Raw genomic sequence first — 16722 nt, 5'->3', positions numbered from 1 at the left:
CCCGGGGACTCCACTGCCCGCATAGGCCGCGTATGGCACATCCGGGCAAGATGGGCTCGAATGTTCCGACTCAGGGAACGACCACGAACCCGAAAAGGAGCAGCGTTGTCCGAACCGCAGGATGTCGCCCGCACGGAGTGGTGTGTCGTGCTCAACGGCGAGGGACAGTACGCGATCTGGCCGGCCGCCCGTGAACTGCCCGCCGGCTGGCGGGCGGAGGGCGTCCGAGGGGAGCGGGAGCGGTGCCTGGCACGGGTGCAGGAGGTGTGGACCGATCCGCGTCCGGTGGGCCTGCGTCATCGAGTGGCCGAGGGGGTGAGCGCCGGTGGTGTCGACGTGGTGACGGTCACCGGGCGGCAGGCGCGCCGGGTGCCGGAGGCGGAAGCCCTGTGCGGCGAGGGATTCGCCCTGACCTTCCGGGAGTTGGACGCGGCGTCGAACCGCTGGGCCCGCTATTTGCGGTCGCTGGGCGTGGGGCGCGGCGCGGTGGTGGGGGTGCTGCTCGGGCCGGGTGCCGAACTGCACGCGGTGACGCTCGGCGTGTGGAAGGCGGGGGCGGGGTGTCTGCCGCTGGAGCCGGAATCACCGGCGGTTCCGCTGTGCGCCCTGCTCGGCGCCGCCGGGGCGCGGTTTCTGGTCACCGAGATGCCGTACGCGGCCGCCGGCTTCGGGGGACAGGTGCGGTACGCGGACGATCCCGAGGTGTGCGGCGCGCTGGCTCGGCTCTCGGACGAGCCGCTCGGCCGGACGCCGGATCCCGAGGACGTGGCGTATGTGATGCGGGTGCCTTCGGCGGCCGGGCCGCCGCTCGCCGTGGCGGTTCCTCATCGTGGACTGGCGCATCACCTGGCCTCGGTCGCGGGGGTGTTCGCCGGGGCGGGTGACGGAGGCACGGCGGTCTTCGCGCCGGTGGCCTCCGAGGGGACGGTGGCGGGGCTGTGGGCGCCGCTCTGGGCCGGACGACGGGTGCTTCTCGCGCCGCGGGCGCTGGATCCGGTGATGTCGGCGGCGTGGCTGTCGGGTGCCCGATCACTTTCGGCACTCATGCTGACAGCCCATCACCTCAGACTGCTGTTAGAGCAGTTGGGGCCCACGGCGGGTGCGGAACTGGCTCGGCGGTTCGTGGTCACGGGCGGCGCGTCCGGGCCCGCGGCGGCACGACTCGCCGGGCTGCTCGGCTCCGGACGGCTGTGTACCGCGTACGGGGCGGCCGAGACGTCGTTCGGTCCCCTTCTGCCCCCCGGGCAAGCCGACGGCGACACCCGGATGCGGGTGCTCGACGACGATGGTCTGCCGGTACCGGACGGCGCGGTGGGGGAGTTGTACGTGGCCGGCCCGGGTGTGGCCCGCGGTTATGTGGGACGGGCCGCGCTGACGGCGCAGCGGTTCGTGCCGGACCCCTACGGCCCGGCGGGGACGCGGATGTACCGCACCGGGGAGTTGGCCCACCGGACGAGTGCGGGCGAGGTACGGCTGCTCGGCCGTACCGACCGGCAGGTGTGGGCGCGCGGTCACCGGGTCGACCCGGCGGAGACCGAGGAGGCGCTCCACGACCATCCCGGCGTCGCCGAGGCCGTCGTCGACGCCGAGGACGTACCGGGCGACGTCCGGCTGGCCGCTTATGTGGTGCCGCGCCCCGGCGCACAGGGGCTGGACCCGGCGGCACTGGCGGCCCACTGCGGGCGGCGGCTGCCGGCCGCTCTGGTCCCCACGAGCATCACCCTCCTCGACGAGGTGCCGCGCGGCGCCGACGGACGGGTGGAGCGGTCGGCGCTGCCCGGACGAACCGGCGGGCACGGACAGCGGGAGCCCGGGGGGCGCGGCAGCCGGGCCGTGCCCGGGAAGCGCTTGTTCCCCGGCGGATCCGGTCTCGTGGAGTCGCTGGCGGCCCACCGGGTCCCGGGAGCCTGCTTCGCGTTCTTGGAGGGCGGGCGCTTGGTGGCGGTGGAGGCCGCGGGCAGCGACGGAGCGGGCAGGCCGATCACTCCGCGCACCGCCTTCCCGGCGGGGCGGCTGAGCCGGCACGTCGCGGCGCTGGGCGCCCTGCGCCTGGTGGACCAGGGGTTGCTGGCGCTGGACGCCGAGGCCGGCCGCGCCGGGGACGCTCCGGTCACCTTGGCGGATCTGCTGTGCCGCCGCGGGACCGACATCGGCGCCGCACTGCTGCCCGCGCTGCTGGAGCATGCCACGGGTGAGGTGCTCGGCCCCCTGCTGCGGCGTCTGGTGCTGGGGCCGCTCGGCCTGGACGGCAGCCGCTTCGGCGGGCCCCCGGTCCGGAGCGGCGGCGGGAGCGGCGCGCCGGTGGCGCGCGTGGGCCATGACGCCGCCGGCCGAGCGCTGCACGGTGTCCGCTGGGCCGTGGGCCCGTCCCAACTGTGGACCACCGCACCGGATCTGGCCAAGGTGGCCTTGGAGCTCCGGCGCTCCTTGCGTGGCGGTCCATGCGATCGGGACACCGCGGCGCGCGGGGCGGCCTTGGGTCCGGACGGCCTCCGCGCTCTCGGCGCGGAGAACGCAGTCCACCGTGCCGATGAGGCGGGCGATCTCGTCGCGGCACCGCCCGGCTACTACGCGGCGTCGGTTTTCTGTGCGCGCGCGGACCGCGGTCTCGTCGTGCTGGCCAACGGCAATGCGGGGGGTCGCGTGAGCAGAGAAATCGTGGCCGGTCTGAATGAGCGTACGTCATATGACGGAGGGGTGCCGGACGGATGGTGACGGAGCGTTGCCGAAGAATCCACCGGTCCCGTGCGCTGGCGGCAACTGGTGGGAACACAGAGTGAGTTGTCGTACAAGTGTGTTGTCGATGGGAGGTCTGCTCCACACAATGACTTGGCAATGTCTTCGCGGGGGGCGGGGCGTGCGCGGTCCCGGAAGGAGGCGGAGTGGCGCCCCGATTGACGTTTCAGGTGCTGGGGCCGCTCAAGGTGAGTGTGGACGGCAGACCACTGCTGCTGCGCAGCGCACGGCAGCGCACGGTACTGGTCCTGCTGCTGCTCACTCCCGGACGCGCGGTCTCCGTCGACGCGCTCGCGGAGGCCGTCTGGTGCGGAGCTCCGCCCGCCACCGCGCGCAACCAGATCGCCATCTGCGTCTCCGCCCTGCGCAAGACGTTCCGCGACGAGGCGGGCGTGGACGGCCTCATCGAGACGCTGCTGCCCGGCTACGTGCTGCACAGTGACGGCCATTACGTCGATGTGGCCGACCTGTACGAGTCGGCCGCGGCCGCCCGGGCCGCCGTCGAGGCGGGGGACGCGCCGGAGGCCGCGGCCCGGTTCGAGCACGCCCTCGCGCTCTGCTCGGGTCCGGTACTCGACGGCATGGACGGCGGCGCGCTCAGCGGCACGGTCGGCAGGATCACCGAGCTGAGGACCAACCTGACCGAGGAGTACGCCGTCCTGCAACTCGGGCAGGGACGCTACCGATCGGTGGTGGAGTGCCTGGCTCCGGTCGTCGCCGAGCACCCGCTGCGCGAGAACGCCCGCGCCGTCCTCATGCGGGCCTACCACCTGTCGGGCCGCCGGTCCGAAGCACTGGACTGCTACCGCGAGGGGCGCCGGGTACTCGTCGCCGAGCTGGGCGTCGAGCCCGGTGCCGAACTGCGAGAGGCGCACCGCGAAGTACTGGAGGGCGACGGGCGGACCGCGGCCGTACCGGCCGCCGCTCCGCGAGCCGCCCCCGCTCCTCTCCCCGACCCGGTCGCCGTGCGCCGCCGGATGCCCCTGCCGCCCGAGCCGTTCGTCGGACGCCAGGCCGAACTGAGGCTGCTGGATCGGCTCCTGCCGGCGGCGTCGGGTCACGCCGGCGGCGCCACGGCCGGCGTCGTGGCGGTCTGCGGGCCGGCCGGTGTCGGCAAGAGCGCGCTGGCCCTGCACTGGGCCGACAGGATGGCGGAACACTTCCCCGACGGCCGGCTCTACCTGGACCTCCGGGAACCGCGGGGACGCGACGGCCACGGCTCGCCCGACGCGGCTGTGGAGCAGGCGCTCCGCGCGCTCGGGGTTCCCGGGACCTCGATCCCCGCGGATCCCGGGAACCGGGTGGCGCTCTACCGCGGTGTCCTCGACGACAGACGGCTGCTCGTCGTCCTCGACGACGCCCGCTCGCTCGAGCAGATCCGCCCGTTGCTGCCCGGCCGCGGCCCCGCCCGGGCCCTGGTCACCAGCCGCGACCCGCTGCACGGGCTCGCCGGGACGCCCGACGCGGTACGGGTGGACCTGGACGTCATGAACCGGGCCGAGTGCCTGGACCTGCTCGCCGCCACGATCGGGGAGCACCGGGTGACGGCCGAACCGGCCGCGGCCGAGCGCCTGGTGGACCTGTGCGACCGGCTACCGCCGGCCGTGCGCGTCATCGCCACCCGGCTGCTGTCCGACCGCCGGGGCACGCTGCGCCAGATGGCGGCACGGGTGGAGGACCGCCGTGAGAGGGTGAGCACGCTCAGCCCCGGCGAGAGCGGGGTGCGCTCAAGCGTCTGGCTCGGCTACCGGGCGCTCCCCGTGCGCGCCGCACGGCTCTACCGGCAGCTCGGCATGCTGGACATGCCCGACTTCCCGGCCTGGATCGGCGCCCCCGTCCTCGGCGTCACACCGCGGGTGTCCGAGGAACTGCTCCACCAACTCGTCGGCGCCCGGCTCCTGGAGGTTCGTCCCGCGTACGGTGGAACGAACCGCTTCCGTTTCCAGGAGGTGATGCGCCGGTTCGCCCGGGAGCGGTGCCTGGCCGAGGACGACGCGCGGGAGGGCGAGCAGACCCTGGAAAGGATCCTGAGCGCCATGCTCTCGGTGGTGCACGCGGCACAGGAGCAGCTTTACGGGAAGAGCGAGACACCGCACGGCTGCGCGGTGTTCCCCCGGCCGGTTCCGGGCGAGACGGTGAGTGAACTCGTCGCCGATCCCATCGAGTGGTTCGAAGGCGAGCGCGAGGCGCTCGGCGCGCTGGTGGCGCAGGCGGCGCGGGAGGGGCGGACGGAGTGCGCCTGGCTCCTCGCCGTCGGAATGGTCCCGTTTTACGAGATACGCAACTACCTGGACGACTGGCGACGCACCGCCGAGTGCGCCCTGGAGGGTGCCCGGCGCGCGGGCGACACCCGCGGGGCGGGCACCATGCTCCGCTCCCTGGGGACGCTCGCCATCTACCAGCGCCGCTATGGGGAGGCGCGGGAGCGGCTGCTCACCGCTCTTGCCTGCCTGGAGCGGAGCGACGACATCCAGGGCCGGGCCATCGTCCGGCGCAACCTCGCGATCTGCGCCCGCTTCTACGGCGACCTCACCGAGGCGGCCCGCTACTGCGAGGAGTCCCTGACCCTGTTCCGGCGGTCCGGGGACAACTCCGGCCTCTCCCACGCGCTGGGACTGCTCGCCCAGATCGAGATCGAGCAGGGCGATCCGGAACGCGGCGTGGAGCTCAGCAACGAGGCGATCCAGGTCAGTTACGAGGCGGGGTCGTTGCGCAGCCGCACCCAGAACCTCTACCGGCTCGCGGAGGCGCTGCTCGGAGCGGGCCGGTCCGCGCAGGCCGAGCGGGTCTGCCACGACGTGGTGGGGCTCGCCCGCGGCCAGGGCGACCGGCTCGGCGAGGCCCACGGCCTCTGCGCCCTCGGCGAGGCGCAGTGGCGGCAGCACGAACCGTACAAGGCCCGCGCCAGCCTGCTGCTGGCGCTGCGCCTCGCCGAAGAGGTGGGCGACCGGTTCCTGCAGGCCCGGATCGTCATCCACCTCGCCTGTGCGGATGTGGTCCGCGGCGGTACCGGCGTGGGAGAGCCCCTGGACTGGGCCCAAGAGGAGTTCCGCACGCTCAACGCGCCGCTGTGGGAGCGGCGCGTCGGCCGGCTGCGCGAGGCTCTGAAGTCGCACGACACGGTCCATCCCATCGAAGGGGCGTTCCTGGCCTGCCTGCTCGCCGACCGCTGACCCGGGTGCCGGGCTCCTCCGGGGCCCGCGCACGCGTCACGTCCAGGGCAGATCCTTCTCGTCCCGCCGGTGCCCGGCCGCGGGGAGCGGCGGGGGAGGAGCGGTCGGGGTGCCGGCGGACGCTCTGGTGGCCGTAGGGGGATTGCGCACGAAGGAATCTCCTCACGAGTGCACCGGAAATATCTCCCGGCGTCATCGGGACTGTCTTCCCCAAGCATTCTAGCGGCGGGCTCTTTTGTTGTTGTTTCGCCGCTGTTTTGCGTGCTCGAAATCGATCCGATAACAGGCGGAGAGGGTCCGGGGATAGGGTCCTGGAAAAGTCGTGCCCAGGAGATGCCGTGGGACGGAGATTGCGCTGTGCTGAACTCTGCTGGTGTCGCTTCGCGGCCCGCCGGGGAGGGCGGCGGGCCGGACGGCCCGGGCGCCGACGGACCGGGACCGCTTGCTTTCCGGCTGCTGGGCCCGGTCTCCGTGACCCGGGCGGGCGCGGCGGTCCCGCTGTCCGGCACCAAGGTCCGCACCGTGCTCGCGGTGCTGCTGCTCGCGCGCGGCGCGCTGGTCGCCGACAGCCGGCTGAGCGCGGCACTGTGGGAGGACGCACCGCCGCCCACGTCGAACGCGCAGATCTACACCTATGTTTCGCGGCTCAGGAAAACGCTCGGAAGCGGCGCGCGGATCGACCGGAAAGGACCGGGGTACGTTTTCGACGCCCGGGGGGCGGAAATAGACCTGCTTGATTTCGAGCGACTTGAGCGGCACGGCCGGCGGGCCTTCGCGGAGAACCGCCACGAGGAAGCGGCGCGGCTGCTCGGCGCCGCCCTCGACTGCTGGAGCGGCCATGCCCTGGAGAACGCGACCGAGTACCTTCTGCGGTTCGAACGGCCACGTCTGGAAGCTCTGCGGAAGCGGGCGCTGGAGTGCCGGATCGAGGCGGAACTGTCGCTCGGGCGGCACCGCTTACTGGTGCCCGAGCTCCTCTCCCTGGTCGTCCGCTTTCCCATGGACGAGAACCTGCGCGCCCACCTCATCACCGCACTCCACCACTCCGACCGGCACGCGGAGGCCGTCCGGGTCTACGGCGAGGGCCGCCGGATCCTCGAGGAACAACTCGGCGTCGTTCCCGGCCAACGGCTGAGCGGAGCCTACCTGCGGATGCTGCGCGGGGGGAGTGCCGGGGCGGCGCGCCGGCCGCTCGTCCCGCCGCCCGCCCGGACCGGCGTGCCCACCGGACACGACCACCGGAAGGCGGCCGCCCCGGCGGCCCCGTGCCGCGGCGGTGTCCGGTGCGGACAGCCCTGTTCACGACGGACGGCCGAACCCGGCTGCCCCAGACACAAGGACGGTGACTGCCATGAGTGACACGGACCCGCTCTCCCGACGGAGCGCGGCGCAGGCGCTCCGCTCGGCCATCGAGGAAGCGGCCGGCTTGTTGGAGGTGGACTACGCGCGCGGTGACGTGCTGCGCGTACTGGAGGTGTACGGAGGCGATCTGAGCCGGGCGGTGGTCGCCTTCCGCGTGGCGACCGGCGCGCACCGCGCGGGTGAACTCGATTGCCGGTTCACGGTGCCGCGGGAGGTCGATCCGTACCGGCTCGCCGTGGAGCACGGATTGCTGGAGGAGACCGACCACCCCGTGGCCCGGCTGCTCGCGGACCTGCGCGACAACTGCCCGGTCGACGGCTACGGCATCGACTTCGGCGTGGTGGGAGGCTTCAAGAAGATCTGGGTGGTGCTGCCCCCCACCGCCCTGCAGAACGTCAAGGAGCTGGCCGGCCTCCCGTCGATGCCGCGCGGCCTGGGGGAGAGCCTGGACTTCGTCTCCCGGCACGGCCTGGGCGACACCGTGGGCCTGCTCGGCATCGACTACCGCGACCGCACCGTGAACGTCTACTTCGGCGAGCCGCCCGCCGGGGGCATCGCCCCCGAGTCCGTACGGTCCATGCTCCGCGAGGTCGACCAGGCCGAACCGAGCGAGCAGATGCTCCGGCTCGGCCGCCGGGCCTTCGGCGTCTACGTGACCCTCGGCTGGGACTCCCCGGCCATCGAGCGGATCTGCTTCGCCGTGGCGACGACGGATCCGGCCTCCCTGCCCGTCGAACTCGACGAGCGGATCGAGAGGTTCGTGCGCCACATGCGACGCACCGACCCGGACACGAAATTCGTCTACGCCGTCGCCTCGCAGCCCGACGGCGAGTACTACAAGCTCCAGTCCTACTACCGGTGGGATTCCGGCGTGCGGGACATCATGCGGCTCCCGGCAGGAGCCCTCGCGGACCCGGTGTGACCCGGCACCGCCTTCCTGCCGTCCCCCTCTTCTTCCTCCCTTCCCCCTTTCGTTCCCTTTCGGAGGACCGATCTTGAGCACCCTGGAAGTTCCGGTACTGATCGTCGGCGGCGGCGGCTCCGGACTGGCCGCCTCCGTCTTCCTCTCGGGCCACGGCGTCGACCACCTGCTGGTGGAGCGCCGCGCGGACACGTCGCGCCTGCCGAAGGCGCACTACGTCAACCAGCGCACCATGGGCATCTTCCGCCAGTACGGCCTGGCCGATGACGTGGCCGAACCGGCCGCCGGACCCGAGCAGTTCGGCAAGGTCCGGTGGCAGACCACGCTCACCGGTCCCGGCCCCCTGGACGGGCGGGTCATCCACGAGATGGACGGCTTCGGGGGCGGTGCGCTGCGCGAGACGTACGAAGCGGCGGGCCCCGCGCTGCCGGCCAAACTGCCTCAGATGCGCCTGGAGCCGGTGCTGCGCCGCCACGCGGAGCAACGCAATCCCGGCCACGTCCGGTTCGGCCACGAGCTGGTCTCGCTGACCGAGAACGCCGACGGCATCACCGCCGAGATCCGCTGCGTCGCCACCGGCGGAATCACCACGGTCACCGCGGAGTACCTGATCGCGGCGGACGCCGGCCGCACCGTGGGCCCCGCCCTCGGCGTACGCATGGAGGGCCTGCCCGCCCTCTTCGACGCCACCACGGCCTACTTCTCCGCGGACCTGTCCGAGTGGTGGACCGGGGGCTCGGTCATCACCTGGTTCCTCAACCCGTACCGCGCCGACCTGTCCAGCGCCCTCATCGAGATGGGCCCGACCTGGGGCAGACACTGCGAGGAGTGGGGACTCCACCTGCCGCTCGCCGGCATCGACCGCACCGACGAGAAAGCGGTCGCGGGCCGCGTCCGCGAGGTGCTCGGCCTGCCCGGCCTCGACCTGACCCTGCACGACGTGACGAGCTGGACCGTGGAGGCGGTGCTCGCCGAGCGCTATCGGCACGGCCGGGCGTTCCTCGTCGGAGACGCCGCCCACCGCCAGCCGCCCGCCGGGGGACTCGGCCTCAACAGCGGTATCCAGGACGCGCACAACCTCGCCTGGAAGCTCGCCGCGGTGCTCTCGGGACGTGCCGGCGACCGCCTGCTCGACACCTACGAGACCGAGCGCCGGCCCGTCGGCCAGTCCAACATGGCCTGGGCGATGTCCGCCGCCGCACACCACCAGGTGGTCATCGACGCCGCCGTCGGCCTCGGCCCGCACGTGCCGCCGGAGCGCCGCACGCCCGTGTTCCTCTCCTACTTCTCGCCGACCCCGGTCGGCGCCGCACAGCGCGCCAGGGCCGCGGAGATCTTCGCGACCCACCGCGGCGAGTGCCAGGCCCTCGACGTGGAGACCGGCTTCGCTTACGAGCGGGGCGCGGTCGTCCCGGACGGCAGCCGGCCGCCGGCCCGCTCGCCGCTGGGCGACGAGTACCGGCCCGTGGCCCGCCCGGGGCACCTGCTGCCGCACGCCTGGATCGAGCGGGACGGACGACGTGTGTCCACCCACGACCTGGTCGGCTCCGGCACCGGCTTCGTGCTGTTCACCGGGGCGGACGGGGCGGCGTGGACCGAGGCCGCCGAACGGGCGGCCGGGAAGCTCTCCGTCCCCGTGACCGTGGTCCGGATCGGAGACGGAGACGAGGGCGCGGAGTACACCGACGCCGACGGCGCCTGGCGGCGCCTGTGCGGGACGGACGGCGCCGATGCCCGCGCCGCCGTTCTCGTCCGGCCGGACCAGCACGTGGCCTGGCGTGCCACGGGTGCCGAGGCCGATCCCGCCGGAGCCCTGACCGAGGCGCTCGGCCTCGTTCTCGGGGTGCTCCGGACCCCGTGACCGGGCGCGCCCGCCTGCCGAACCCCCTGACCCCCACGGAAGAAGCAGCATGATCGACAGAAGGTCCTTCCTCGCCGGTACCGGCGGTGCCGCGCTGGCCGTCACCGCGCTGACCGGCGCCGCGCAACCCAAGTCGAGCGCAGCGCAGACCCGTTGGAGCCGGCTCGCCGACCGGCTCCAAGGACGCCTCGTACTCCCCTCGGACGCGGACTACCAGCGCGCCAAGCAGCTTTACCAGGTCCAGTTCGACGCCATCAGTCCCCGGGCGGTCGCCTACTGCGCCTCCGCCGCCGACGTCGCCGCCTGCGTGCGCTTCGCCCAGGCGTACGGCATACCCGTCGCCGCGCGCAGCGGCGGCCACAGCGCGGGCGGCCATTCCACCACCCGGGGGCTGGTCATCGACGTGTCCCGACTCAACTCCGTGGTACGCGGGGAGCGTTCGGTGCGGGTGGGGGCGGGCGCCCAGTCCGTCGACATCGCGGACACGCTCGCCCCGGCCGGCCTCGGCCTCTCCCTCGGCTACTGCCCCACCGTCGCGGCCGGCGGATTCCTCCAGGGCGGCGGCATGGGCCTGTTCACCCGCAGCATCGGCATCGCCTCCGACAAGGTCACCTCGGCACAGGTGGTCCTCGCCGACGGACGCACCGTCACCGCCTCTCCGCACCACGACAGCGACCTCTTCTGGGCCCTGCGCGGCGGCGGGGGCGGCAACTTCGGGATCGTCACCTCGTACGAGGTCGCCCCCTCACCACTGACCGACGTGGCCGCCGTCAACCTCGTCTGGACCTTCGACCAGGCCCTGGACATGCTCGACGGCTGGACCCGGTGGCTGCCCGACGCCCCGTGGACGATCGGCAGCGGCGTCAACGTCACGCTGACCGACGCGGGTCCCGGCACGGTGCCGACCGCCGCCGTGTTCCTGGGCTCGGTGGACACCGGCAAGGGGTTCGACGACGAGATCGCCCGCCTGGTCTCGCTGGTCGGCCGCCCACCGGTGGCACAGCGGAAGTTCACGGCCCCGTACAAGTCCGTCCTGATGTCGCTGTACCAGTGCTCCGACCTCACCGTCCAGCAGTGCCACCGCGCCGACACCTCCCCCGGCGGGACGCTCCGGCGCCCGGCGTTCGGCGCTTGGCGCAGCCGGCTGTTCGAGCGGACGATGCCGCGCGAGGGCTGGGCGAAGGCGCTGCGGGCGTTCGACGCGAGCCGGTTCCCCGGGCAGATGCGCCAGTTGCAGATCTCCGCCCTCGGCGGCCGCGCCAACACCGTGCGCCGCGACGCCACCGCCTACGTCCACCGCGACAGCCTCTTCTCGGTCAGTTACCTCACCTCGAACCCCGCCGGGCCGGTGCCGGCCGAGGCCACGTCCGCCGCGTGGGAGTACGTCGACCGCGGCTTCACGGTGATCGACCCCTACTCCAACGGCGAGACGTACCAGAACTTCATCGACCCGCGCCTGCCGGACTGGCGGCGCTCCTACTACGCCGAGAACTACGCGCGGCTGGCGCGGATCAAGCGGAAGTACGACCCGCACCGGTTCTTCCGGTTCGCCCAGGGCGTCGGCTGACCGCTGCCCGGTCCGCCGCCCGCCATCCCAGGGAGCCGGTCGCTCGCGGGCCGGTTCGGAATCGGAAGGAGCACGTCATGAAGATCGCGGACCCGGCGCGTCCGGCCCCGCTGCCCCTGCCCGACGGGGTCTCCCCGGACGAGGTGCGCCGGGCCACGGCCCGGCTGATCGCGTACGTCGGCGACCGGGCCGACGCCGACGGCGCGATACGCGAGCAGTGCGAGAGCAGAGTGCTGGAGTCGGCGCTCGCCCTGTCGCTGATGGCCAGAACGGGCACGGACTCCCCGCCCCGCGGCCGCCTCCTCGGCTATCTGCGCGGCCACCAGGAGTCCCCGGACCCGCTCGACCGGGTGCTCGCCTCGCGGGCCATCGGGCTCGCCGCGGGCCGGGACCCCGGCGGCGACGGCGCCCTCGCCGGCGCCCTGGCGTCGGGCGTCCTCGACGCCGCGCCGGGCTTCATCTCCACCCGCCGCCGCCTGATGGTCTACGCGGTGCTCTCGGTGCTCGGCTGCCCACTGCCCGCCGACGCCGGGCTCCCGGGCGGCGGCCGGATACCCACCGACCCGCTGCACTCCTGGGCCGCCGTCCAGCAGGCGGCCATCACCCTGATCCTCGCCGGCGCCCTCGGCGAACGGAACCGGGCCACCGAGGCCGCCCTGGACACCCTCCTGGCCACCGACCCCGCCGGCACGGTGTGGGAGGGCTACGCGCTGATGCACCTGCTGGTGCTGCACGCGCTCGCCGGCACACCCGGCCACGAGGAGACCGTGCGCCGCGGCCTCGCGACCCTGCTGCGCCACCAACGCACCGACGGCGGCTTCCCGTTCGTCCTGGAGATGGACAACTGGTGCACCTCCACCGGCGGACTCGCCCTGCACGCGGCGGGCGCCGACCCGGCACTGCTGCGCCGGATGGCCGCGACGCTCGCCGCCCGGCGGGGCGGCGCGCCGCTGCGCTCGCTCTCCCGCGGCACGGCGCTGACCGGCGGCTGGTCCATGTCACCGCTCGTCGCGCAGAACGACGTCGACGACACCTCCTGCGCCCTGGAGTTCCTCCAGGCGGTCGACCCGGTCGCGCACGCCGGGACGGTACGCGGCGGGGTGGCCGCGCTGCTGGCCGTGCAGGGCGCGGACGGCGGCTTCCCGACCTACGTCGAGGGCGCCTCCTCCGAACCGTGCATGACGGCCGCCGCGGTCTGCGCGCTCGGCCCGCACCCGGCCGCCGCACCACGGCGTGAGAAGGCGCTGGCGTTCCTCGCCGACAGTCAGCAAGCCGACGGCGGCTTCGAGCCGGGCTGGAGCCGCAGCCGTCTGCACAGCCTGTTCCGCGTACGGCTCGCCGCCTGCACGGCGGGACGGGACGACAGGCGCTCCGCCGCCATGGCGGTGCGGATCGAGCGGACGGTGTGCGAGACGCAGAACGCCGACGGCGGCTGGGGCATGCGGCCCGGCGACCCCAGCGACGACATCAGCACGGCCTACGGCCTGATCACCCTCTGCCACGCCGACGACCCGCGGCCCGTCGGCGCCGCCCTGACCTGGCTGCTGGAGCGGCAGAAGGCCGACGGCAGTTACGGCGGCCCCCCGGACATGGTCGGCCCGCGGCCTTTCGCCTACCACTTTCCGCTGCTCACCGACATCCCGGTGCTGCTCGCCTTCGGGCACGCCCGCGCGCGGGTCCGGCACCTGGGCGGCTCGGGGGCGCGGTGAACCGTACCGACCGACACCGGCCGCACCGACGCCCGTGAGCGACGCGGTCCACCCCCACGGAACACGGAGAGACTGACATGCTGCGAAAACTGGCCGCCCTGCCCAGCGGAAGGGTGGGCAAATGGGTCGTCATCGCGCTCTGGGCCGTCGTACTGGTTCCCGCGCTGATGCTGGCCGGAAAGCTCGGTGACGCGGAGGAGAACGACAACTCGGCCTGGCTGCCCGGCAGCGCGGAGTCCACCGCCGTCGTCGAGCGCGCCCAGAAGGTGATGCCCGTCGATTCCGTGCCCGCGGTCGTGGTCTACGACCGGGCCGGCGGGGTCACCCAGGCCGACCTGGCCAAGGCGCGCGCGGACGCCAAGGCGTTCCAGGGCATCGAGAACGTCGTCGGCACCCCGCAGGGCCCGGTCGCCTCCCAGGACGGCAAGGCCATCCGGACCGTCGTCCAGGTCCACAAGGACAAGTCCGGCTGGGAGGGGCTCGGCAAGGCCGTCGACGCGATGACCGACGTCGGCGAGGACGGCGCGGACGGCCTCGGCTTCCACGTCGCGGGACCGGCCGGCTACGGTGCCGACTCGATCAAGGCGTTCGGCGGCGGCGGCGCGCTGACCACGATCACCGCGCTGGTCGTGGTCGCGATCCTGCTGGTCACCTACCGCAGCCCGCTGCTCCCGCTGCTGCCGCTGATCACCGTCGGCGTGGCCCTTACGGCGGCCAAGGCACTGATCTACCTCCTGGCCGAGGACGCCGGCCTCGTCGTCAACAAACAGACGAGTTTCATCCTGGTCGTACTGATCTTCGGCGCGGCCACCGACTACGCGCTGCTGCTGATCTCCCGGTACCGGGAGGAGCTGGCCCGGCACCAGGACCGGCACACGGCGATGGCGGAGGCCCTGTACCGCTCCGGCCCGGCGATCGTGGCCAGCGCGGCGACCGTCGCGATCAGCCTGACGCTGCTGACGCTCGCCGTCCTCAACTCCACCAAGGGGATGGGCCCGGCCTGCGCCGTGGGCGTCGTGGTCGGTCTGCTCGCCATGATGACGCTGATGCCGGCCCTGCTGGTCGCCTGCGGCCGGTGGATCTTCTGGCCGGTGAGACCCGCCTACGGTGCCGAGGGCGAGAAGAGGGAGAGCGTCTGGAACCGGGTGGGGAACGCCATCGCGGGTCGCCCGCGGCTGGTGTGGGCGGGCACCGTGGTGGTGCTCGCGGCGATGGCTCTCGGCACGCTCGGACTCGACGCCTCGGGCCTGTCCAACAAGGACCAGTTCACCGGCAAGCCGCAGGTGGCGGTGGCCGAGGAGATCCGGGCCGCCCACTTCCCGGCCGGGGCGGGCGACCCCGTCCACGTCGTCGCCGACGCCGGCGCGGCCGACCGGGTGCGGACGGCGCTGGCGGGAGTGCCCGGGATCGCCGCCGTCGCGGATCCGGTGGTCCGGGAGGGCGAGGCGGTGCTGCTCGCCCAGCTCGGGGACGAACCCAGCGGCGAGGCGGCGCGACGTACCGTCGAACGGGCCCGGACCGTGGTCCACCGGATCGAGGGCGCGGACGCGCAGGTCGGCGGCAGCACGGCGATCATGGTCGATACGGAGCACGCGGCGGTCCGCGACTCCAAGGTGATCATCCCGATCGTGCTGCTCGTGGTCCTGCTCATCCTGGCGGTGCTGCTGCGCGCGGTGGTAGCGCCGCTGCTGCTGATGATCACGGTGCTGCTGTCGTTCGGCGCGGCCCTCGGCGTGAGCAGCCTGGTGTTCGAGCACGTGCTCGGCCTCGCCGGTGCCGACGCCTCGTACCCGCTGCTGGCCTTCGTGTTCCTGGTCGCGCTGGGCATCGACTACAACATCTTCCTGGTGACTCGGATCCGGGAGGACGCGTTGCCGCACGGCACCCGGCGCGCCGCGCTGACCGGCCTGTCGTCCACGGGCGGTGTGATCACCTCGGCGGGGGTGGTGCTGGCCGGCACCTTCGCGGCGATGGCTTCGCTGCCGCTGGTCTTCGCGGTGGAACTGGGCTTCACGGTGGCGTTCGGCGTGCTGCTCGACACCATCGTGGTGCGCTCGGTCCTGGTCACGGCGCTCGCCCTGGACGCGGGCCGCTGGATGTGGTGGCCCGGCGCGCTGTTCCGGCGCCATGACGACGCCCCGGCACCGGCCGGCGAAGCCGGCCACACCCCCGCGTACAGCGGCACATGAACCACCCCGCCACGGGCTCCCGCGCCGCGCGGGACCCGTGCGGACACTTTCGGGGCGGACCCTAGGAGTGCGAAGACGATGGACACGAGGGACACGAGGGACCGGGGCATCCGTCGCGGCACCGTGACCGCCGCTCCGGTGGCCGTCGGACGGCGCGGACGGCAGGCCGGTGCCGAGCAGGGGACGGAGAGACGGGCCGGGAGCACGGACGGCGCGGGCGCGCTGCGCATAGCGGAACTGGAGCGGGAGATCCAGGAGTTGCAGCGCGCCAACGAGACCCTCAAGCAGTACGTCAGCAAGGCGCTGGACCTCGGCACCGTCGCCCCCCGGCGCCGGGGCGACCTCGCCCCGTACCGCGACGGGTGGGGTGGCCCGGCCACGGTGGACCCGGCACCGCCTCCCGTACCGGACGTCGCGGTGGAGTTCCGGGTGCTCGGCCCGGTCGAGGCGGCCGTCGGCGGCCGGTGGGTGGACCTCGGCGCGCCCAAGCAGCGGGCGGCACTCGTCCTGCTGGTGAGTCAGGTGGGCCAACCGGTCTCGGTGGACGTGCTGGTGGAAGCGCTGTGGGAAGGCCGCCCGCCACAGTCGGCGGTCACTTCGCTGCACGCGTACATCGCCAACCTGCGGCGCGTCCTGGAACCGCACCGGGCGCCGCGCACCCCCTCGACGGTGCTGTGCACACGGGGCCGCGGGTACCTGTTGAACAGCCGGGCCGTCGAGGTCGACGCCCGCCGCTTCTGGGAGAGCGCCACCGCCGGCTGGCAGGCCCTCGACCGGGACGAACCGCAGCGTGCGCTGCGCGCGTTCGAGGCGGGCCTGGACCTGTGGCGCGGTGCGGCCTACGCGGAGGCGGCCACGGCCCCGCATGTCGCACCCGAGGCCGTACGCCTCGAGGAGCTGCGCCTGTCGGTGGTCGAGAGCCGTTGCGCCACCCTGATCGCGGTGGGCAACCACGAGATGGCGGTGCCCGAGCTGGTGGCCTTCACCCAGGCGCATCCCCTGCGCGAGTACGGCTGCGAACTGCTGAGCCTCGCGCTGTACCGGGCGGGCCGGCAGGCCGACGCGCTGTCGGTGCTGCGGATCCACCAGAAGAGGATGGTGGAGGATCTGGGCATCTCGCCCAGTCCCGCGCTGCGGCACCTGGAGATGGAGATCCTGCGTCAGGCACCGGAGCTCGAGCGTTCCTAGCGTATGACCGGTGGC

General features: G+C 73.5%; 9 protein-coding genes. All 9 read left to right on the top strand.

All coding sequences use genetic code 11. From position 1 onward, the window contains the following. Positions 1-105 precede the first annotated feature (105 nt). The 9 genes from ACH4PU_RS15275 (at position 106) to ACH4PU_RS15235 (ending at position 16707) form a co-directional block, all read left to right on the top strand. A complete protein-coding gene (locus tag ACH4PU_RS15275) occupies positions 106-2715 on the top strand; it encodes an AMP-binding protein (RefSeq protein WP_398271526.1) in 2610 nt (869 codons plus the stop codon). A gap of 167 nt (positions 2716-2882) precedes the next feature. Continuing rightward, positions 2883-5909, top strand: coding sequence for a BTAD domain-containing putative transcriptional regulator (locus tag ACH4PU_RS15270; protein ID WP_398271524.1), 3027 nt, complete (start codon positions 2883-2885; stop codon positions 5907-5909). A 357-nt stretch (positions 5910-6266) separates the two neighbouring features. Next, entirely contained in the window at positions 6267-7268 is a 1002-nt protein-coding gene (locus ACH4PU_RS15265; RefSeq protein ID WP_398271522.1) for a BTAD domain-containing putative transcriptional regulator, read from the top strand. After that, entirely contained in the window at positions 7261-8193 is a 933-nt protein-coding gene (locus ACH4PU_RS15260; protein ID WP_398271520.1) for an aromatic prenyltransferase, read from the top strand. Before ACH4PU_RS15265 ends, ACH4PU_RS15260 begins: the two co-directional genes overlap by 8 nt. Positions 8194-8266: 73 nt before the next feature. Further along, the gene (locus ACH4PU_RS15255; protein WP_398271518.1) at positions 8267-10054 is read left to right on the top strand and encodes an FAD-dependent monooxygenase; all 1788 of its coding nucleotides are present in this window, start codon (positions 8267-8269) and stop codon (positions 10052-10054) included. Positions 10055-10103: 49 nt separating this feature from the next. Next, on the top strand, positions 10104-11621 hold the full coding sequence (locus ACH4PU_RS15250) for an FAD-binding oxidoreductase (protein ID WP_398271516.1): 1518 nt from the start codon (positions 10104-10106) through the stop codon (positions 11619-11621). A 77-nt stretch (positions 11622-11698) separates the two neighbouring features. Continuing rightward, positions 11699-13330: a prenyltransferase/squalene oxidase repeat-containing protein gene (locus ACH4PU_RS15245; RefSeq protein WP_398271515.1), complete on the top strand. Its 1632-nt coding sequence runs from the start codon at positions 11699-11701 to the stop codon at positions 13328-13330. Positions 13331-13407: 77 nt separating this feature from the next. Further along, positions 13408-15519, top strand: a complete 2112-nt coding sequence (locus ACH4PU_RS15240) for an MMPL family transporter (RefSeq protein ID WP_398271513.1) — start codon at positions 13408-13410, stop codon at positions 15517-15519. A 78-nt stretch (positions 15520-15597) separates the two neighbouring features. Next, positions 15598-16707, top strand: a complete 1110-nt coding sequence (locus ACH4PU_RS15235; RefSeq protein WP_398271511.1) for a BTAD domain-containing putative transcriptional regulator — start codon at positions 15598-15600, stop codon at positions 16705-16707. The last annotated feature ends 15 nt before the right edge of the window (positions 16708-16722 follow it).

This window comes from Streptomyces sp. NPDC021100 (assembly GCF_044333095.1).
Classification (GTDB): Bacteria; Actinomycetota; Actinomycetes; order Streptomycetales; family Streptomycetaceae; genus Streptomyces.
Note: the sequence above shows the minus strand (reverse complement) of the source record. Positions and strands in the feature narration are given on the sequence as shown.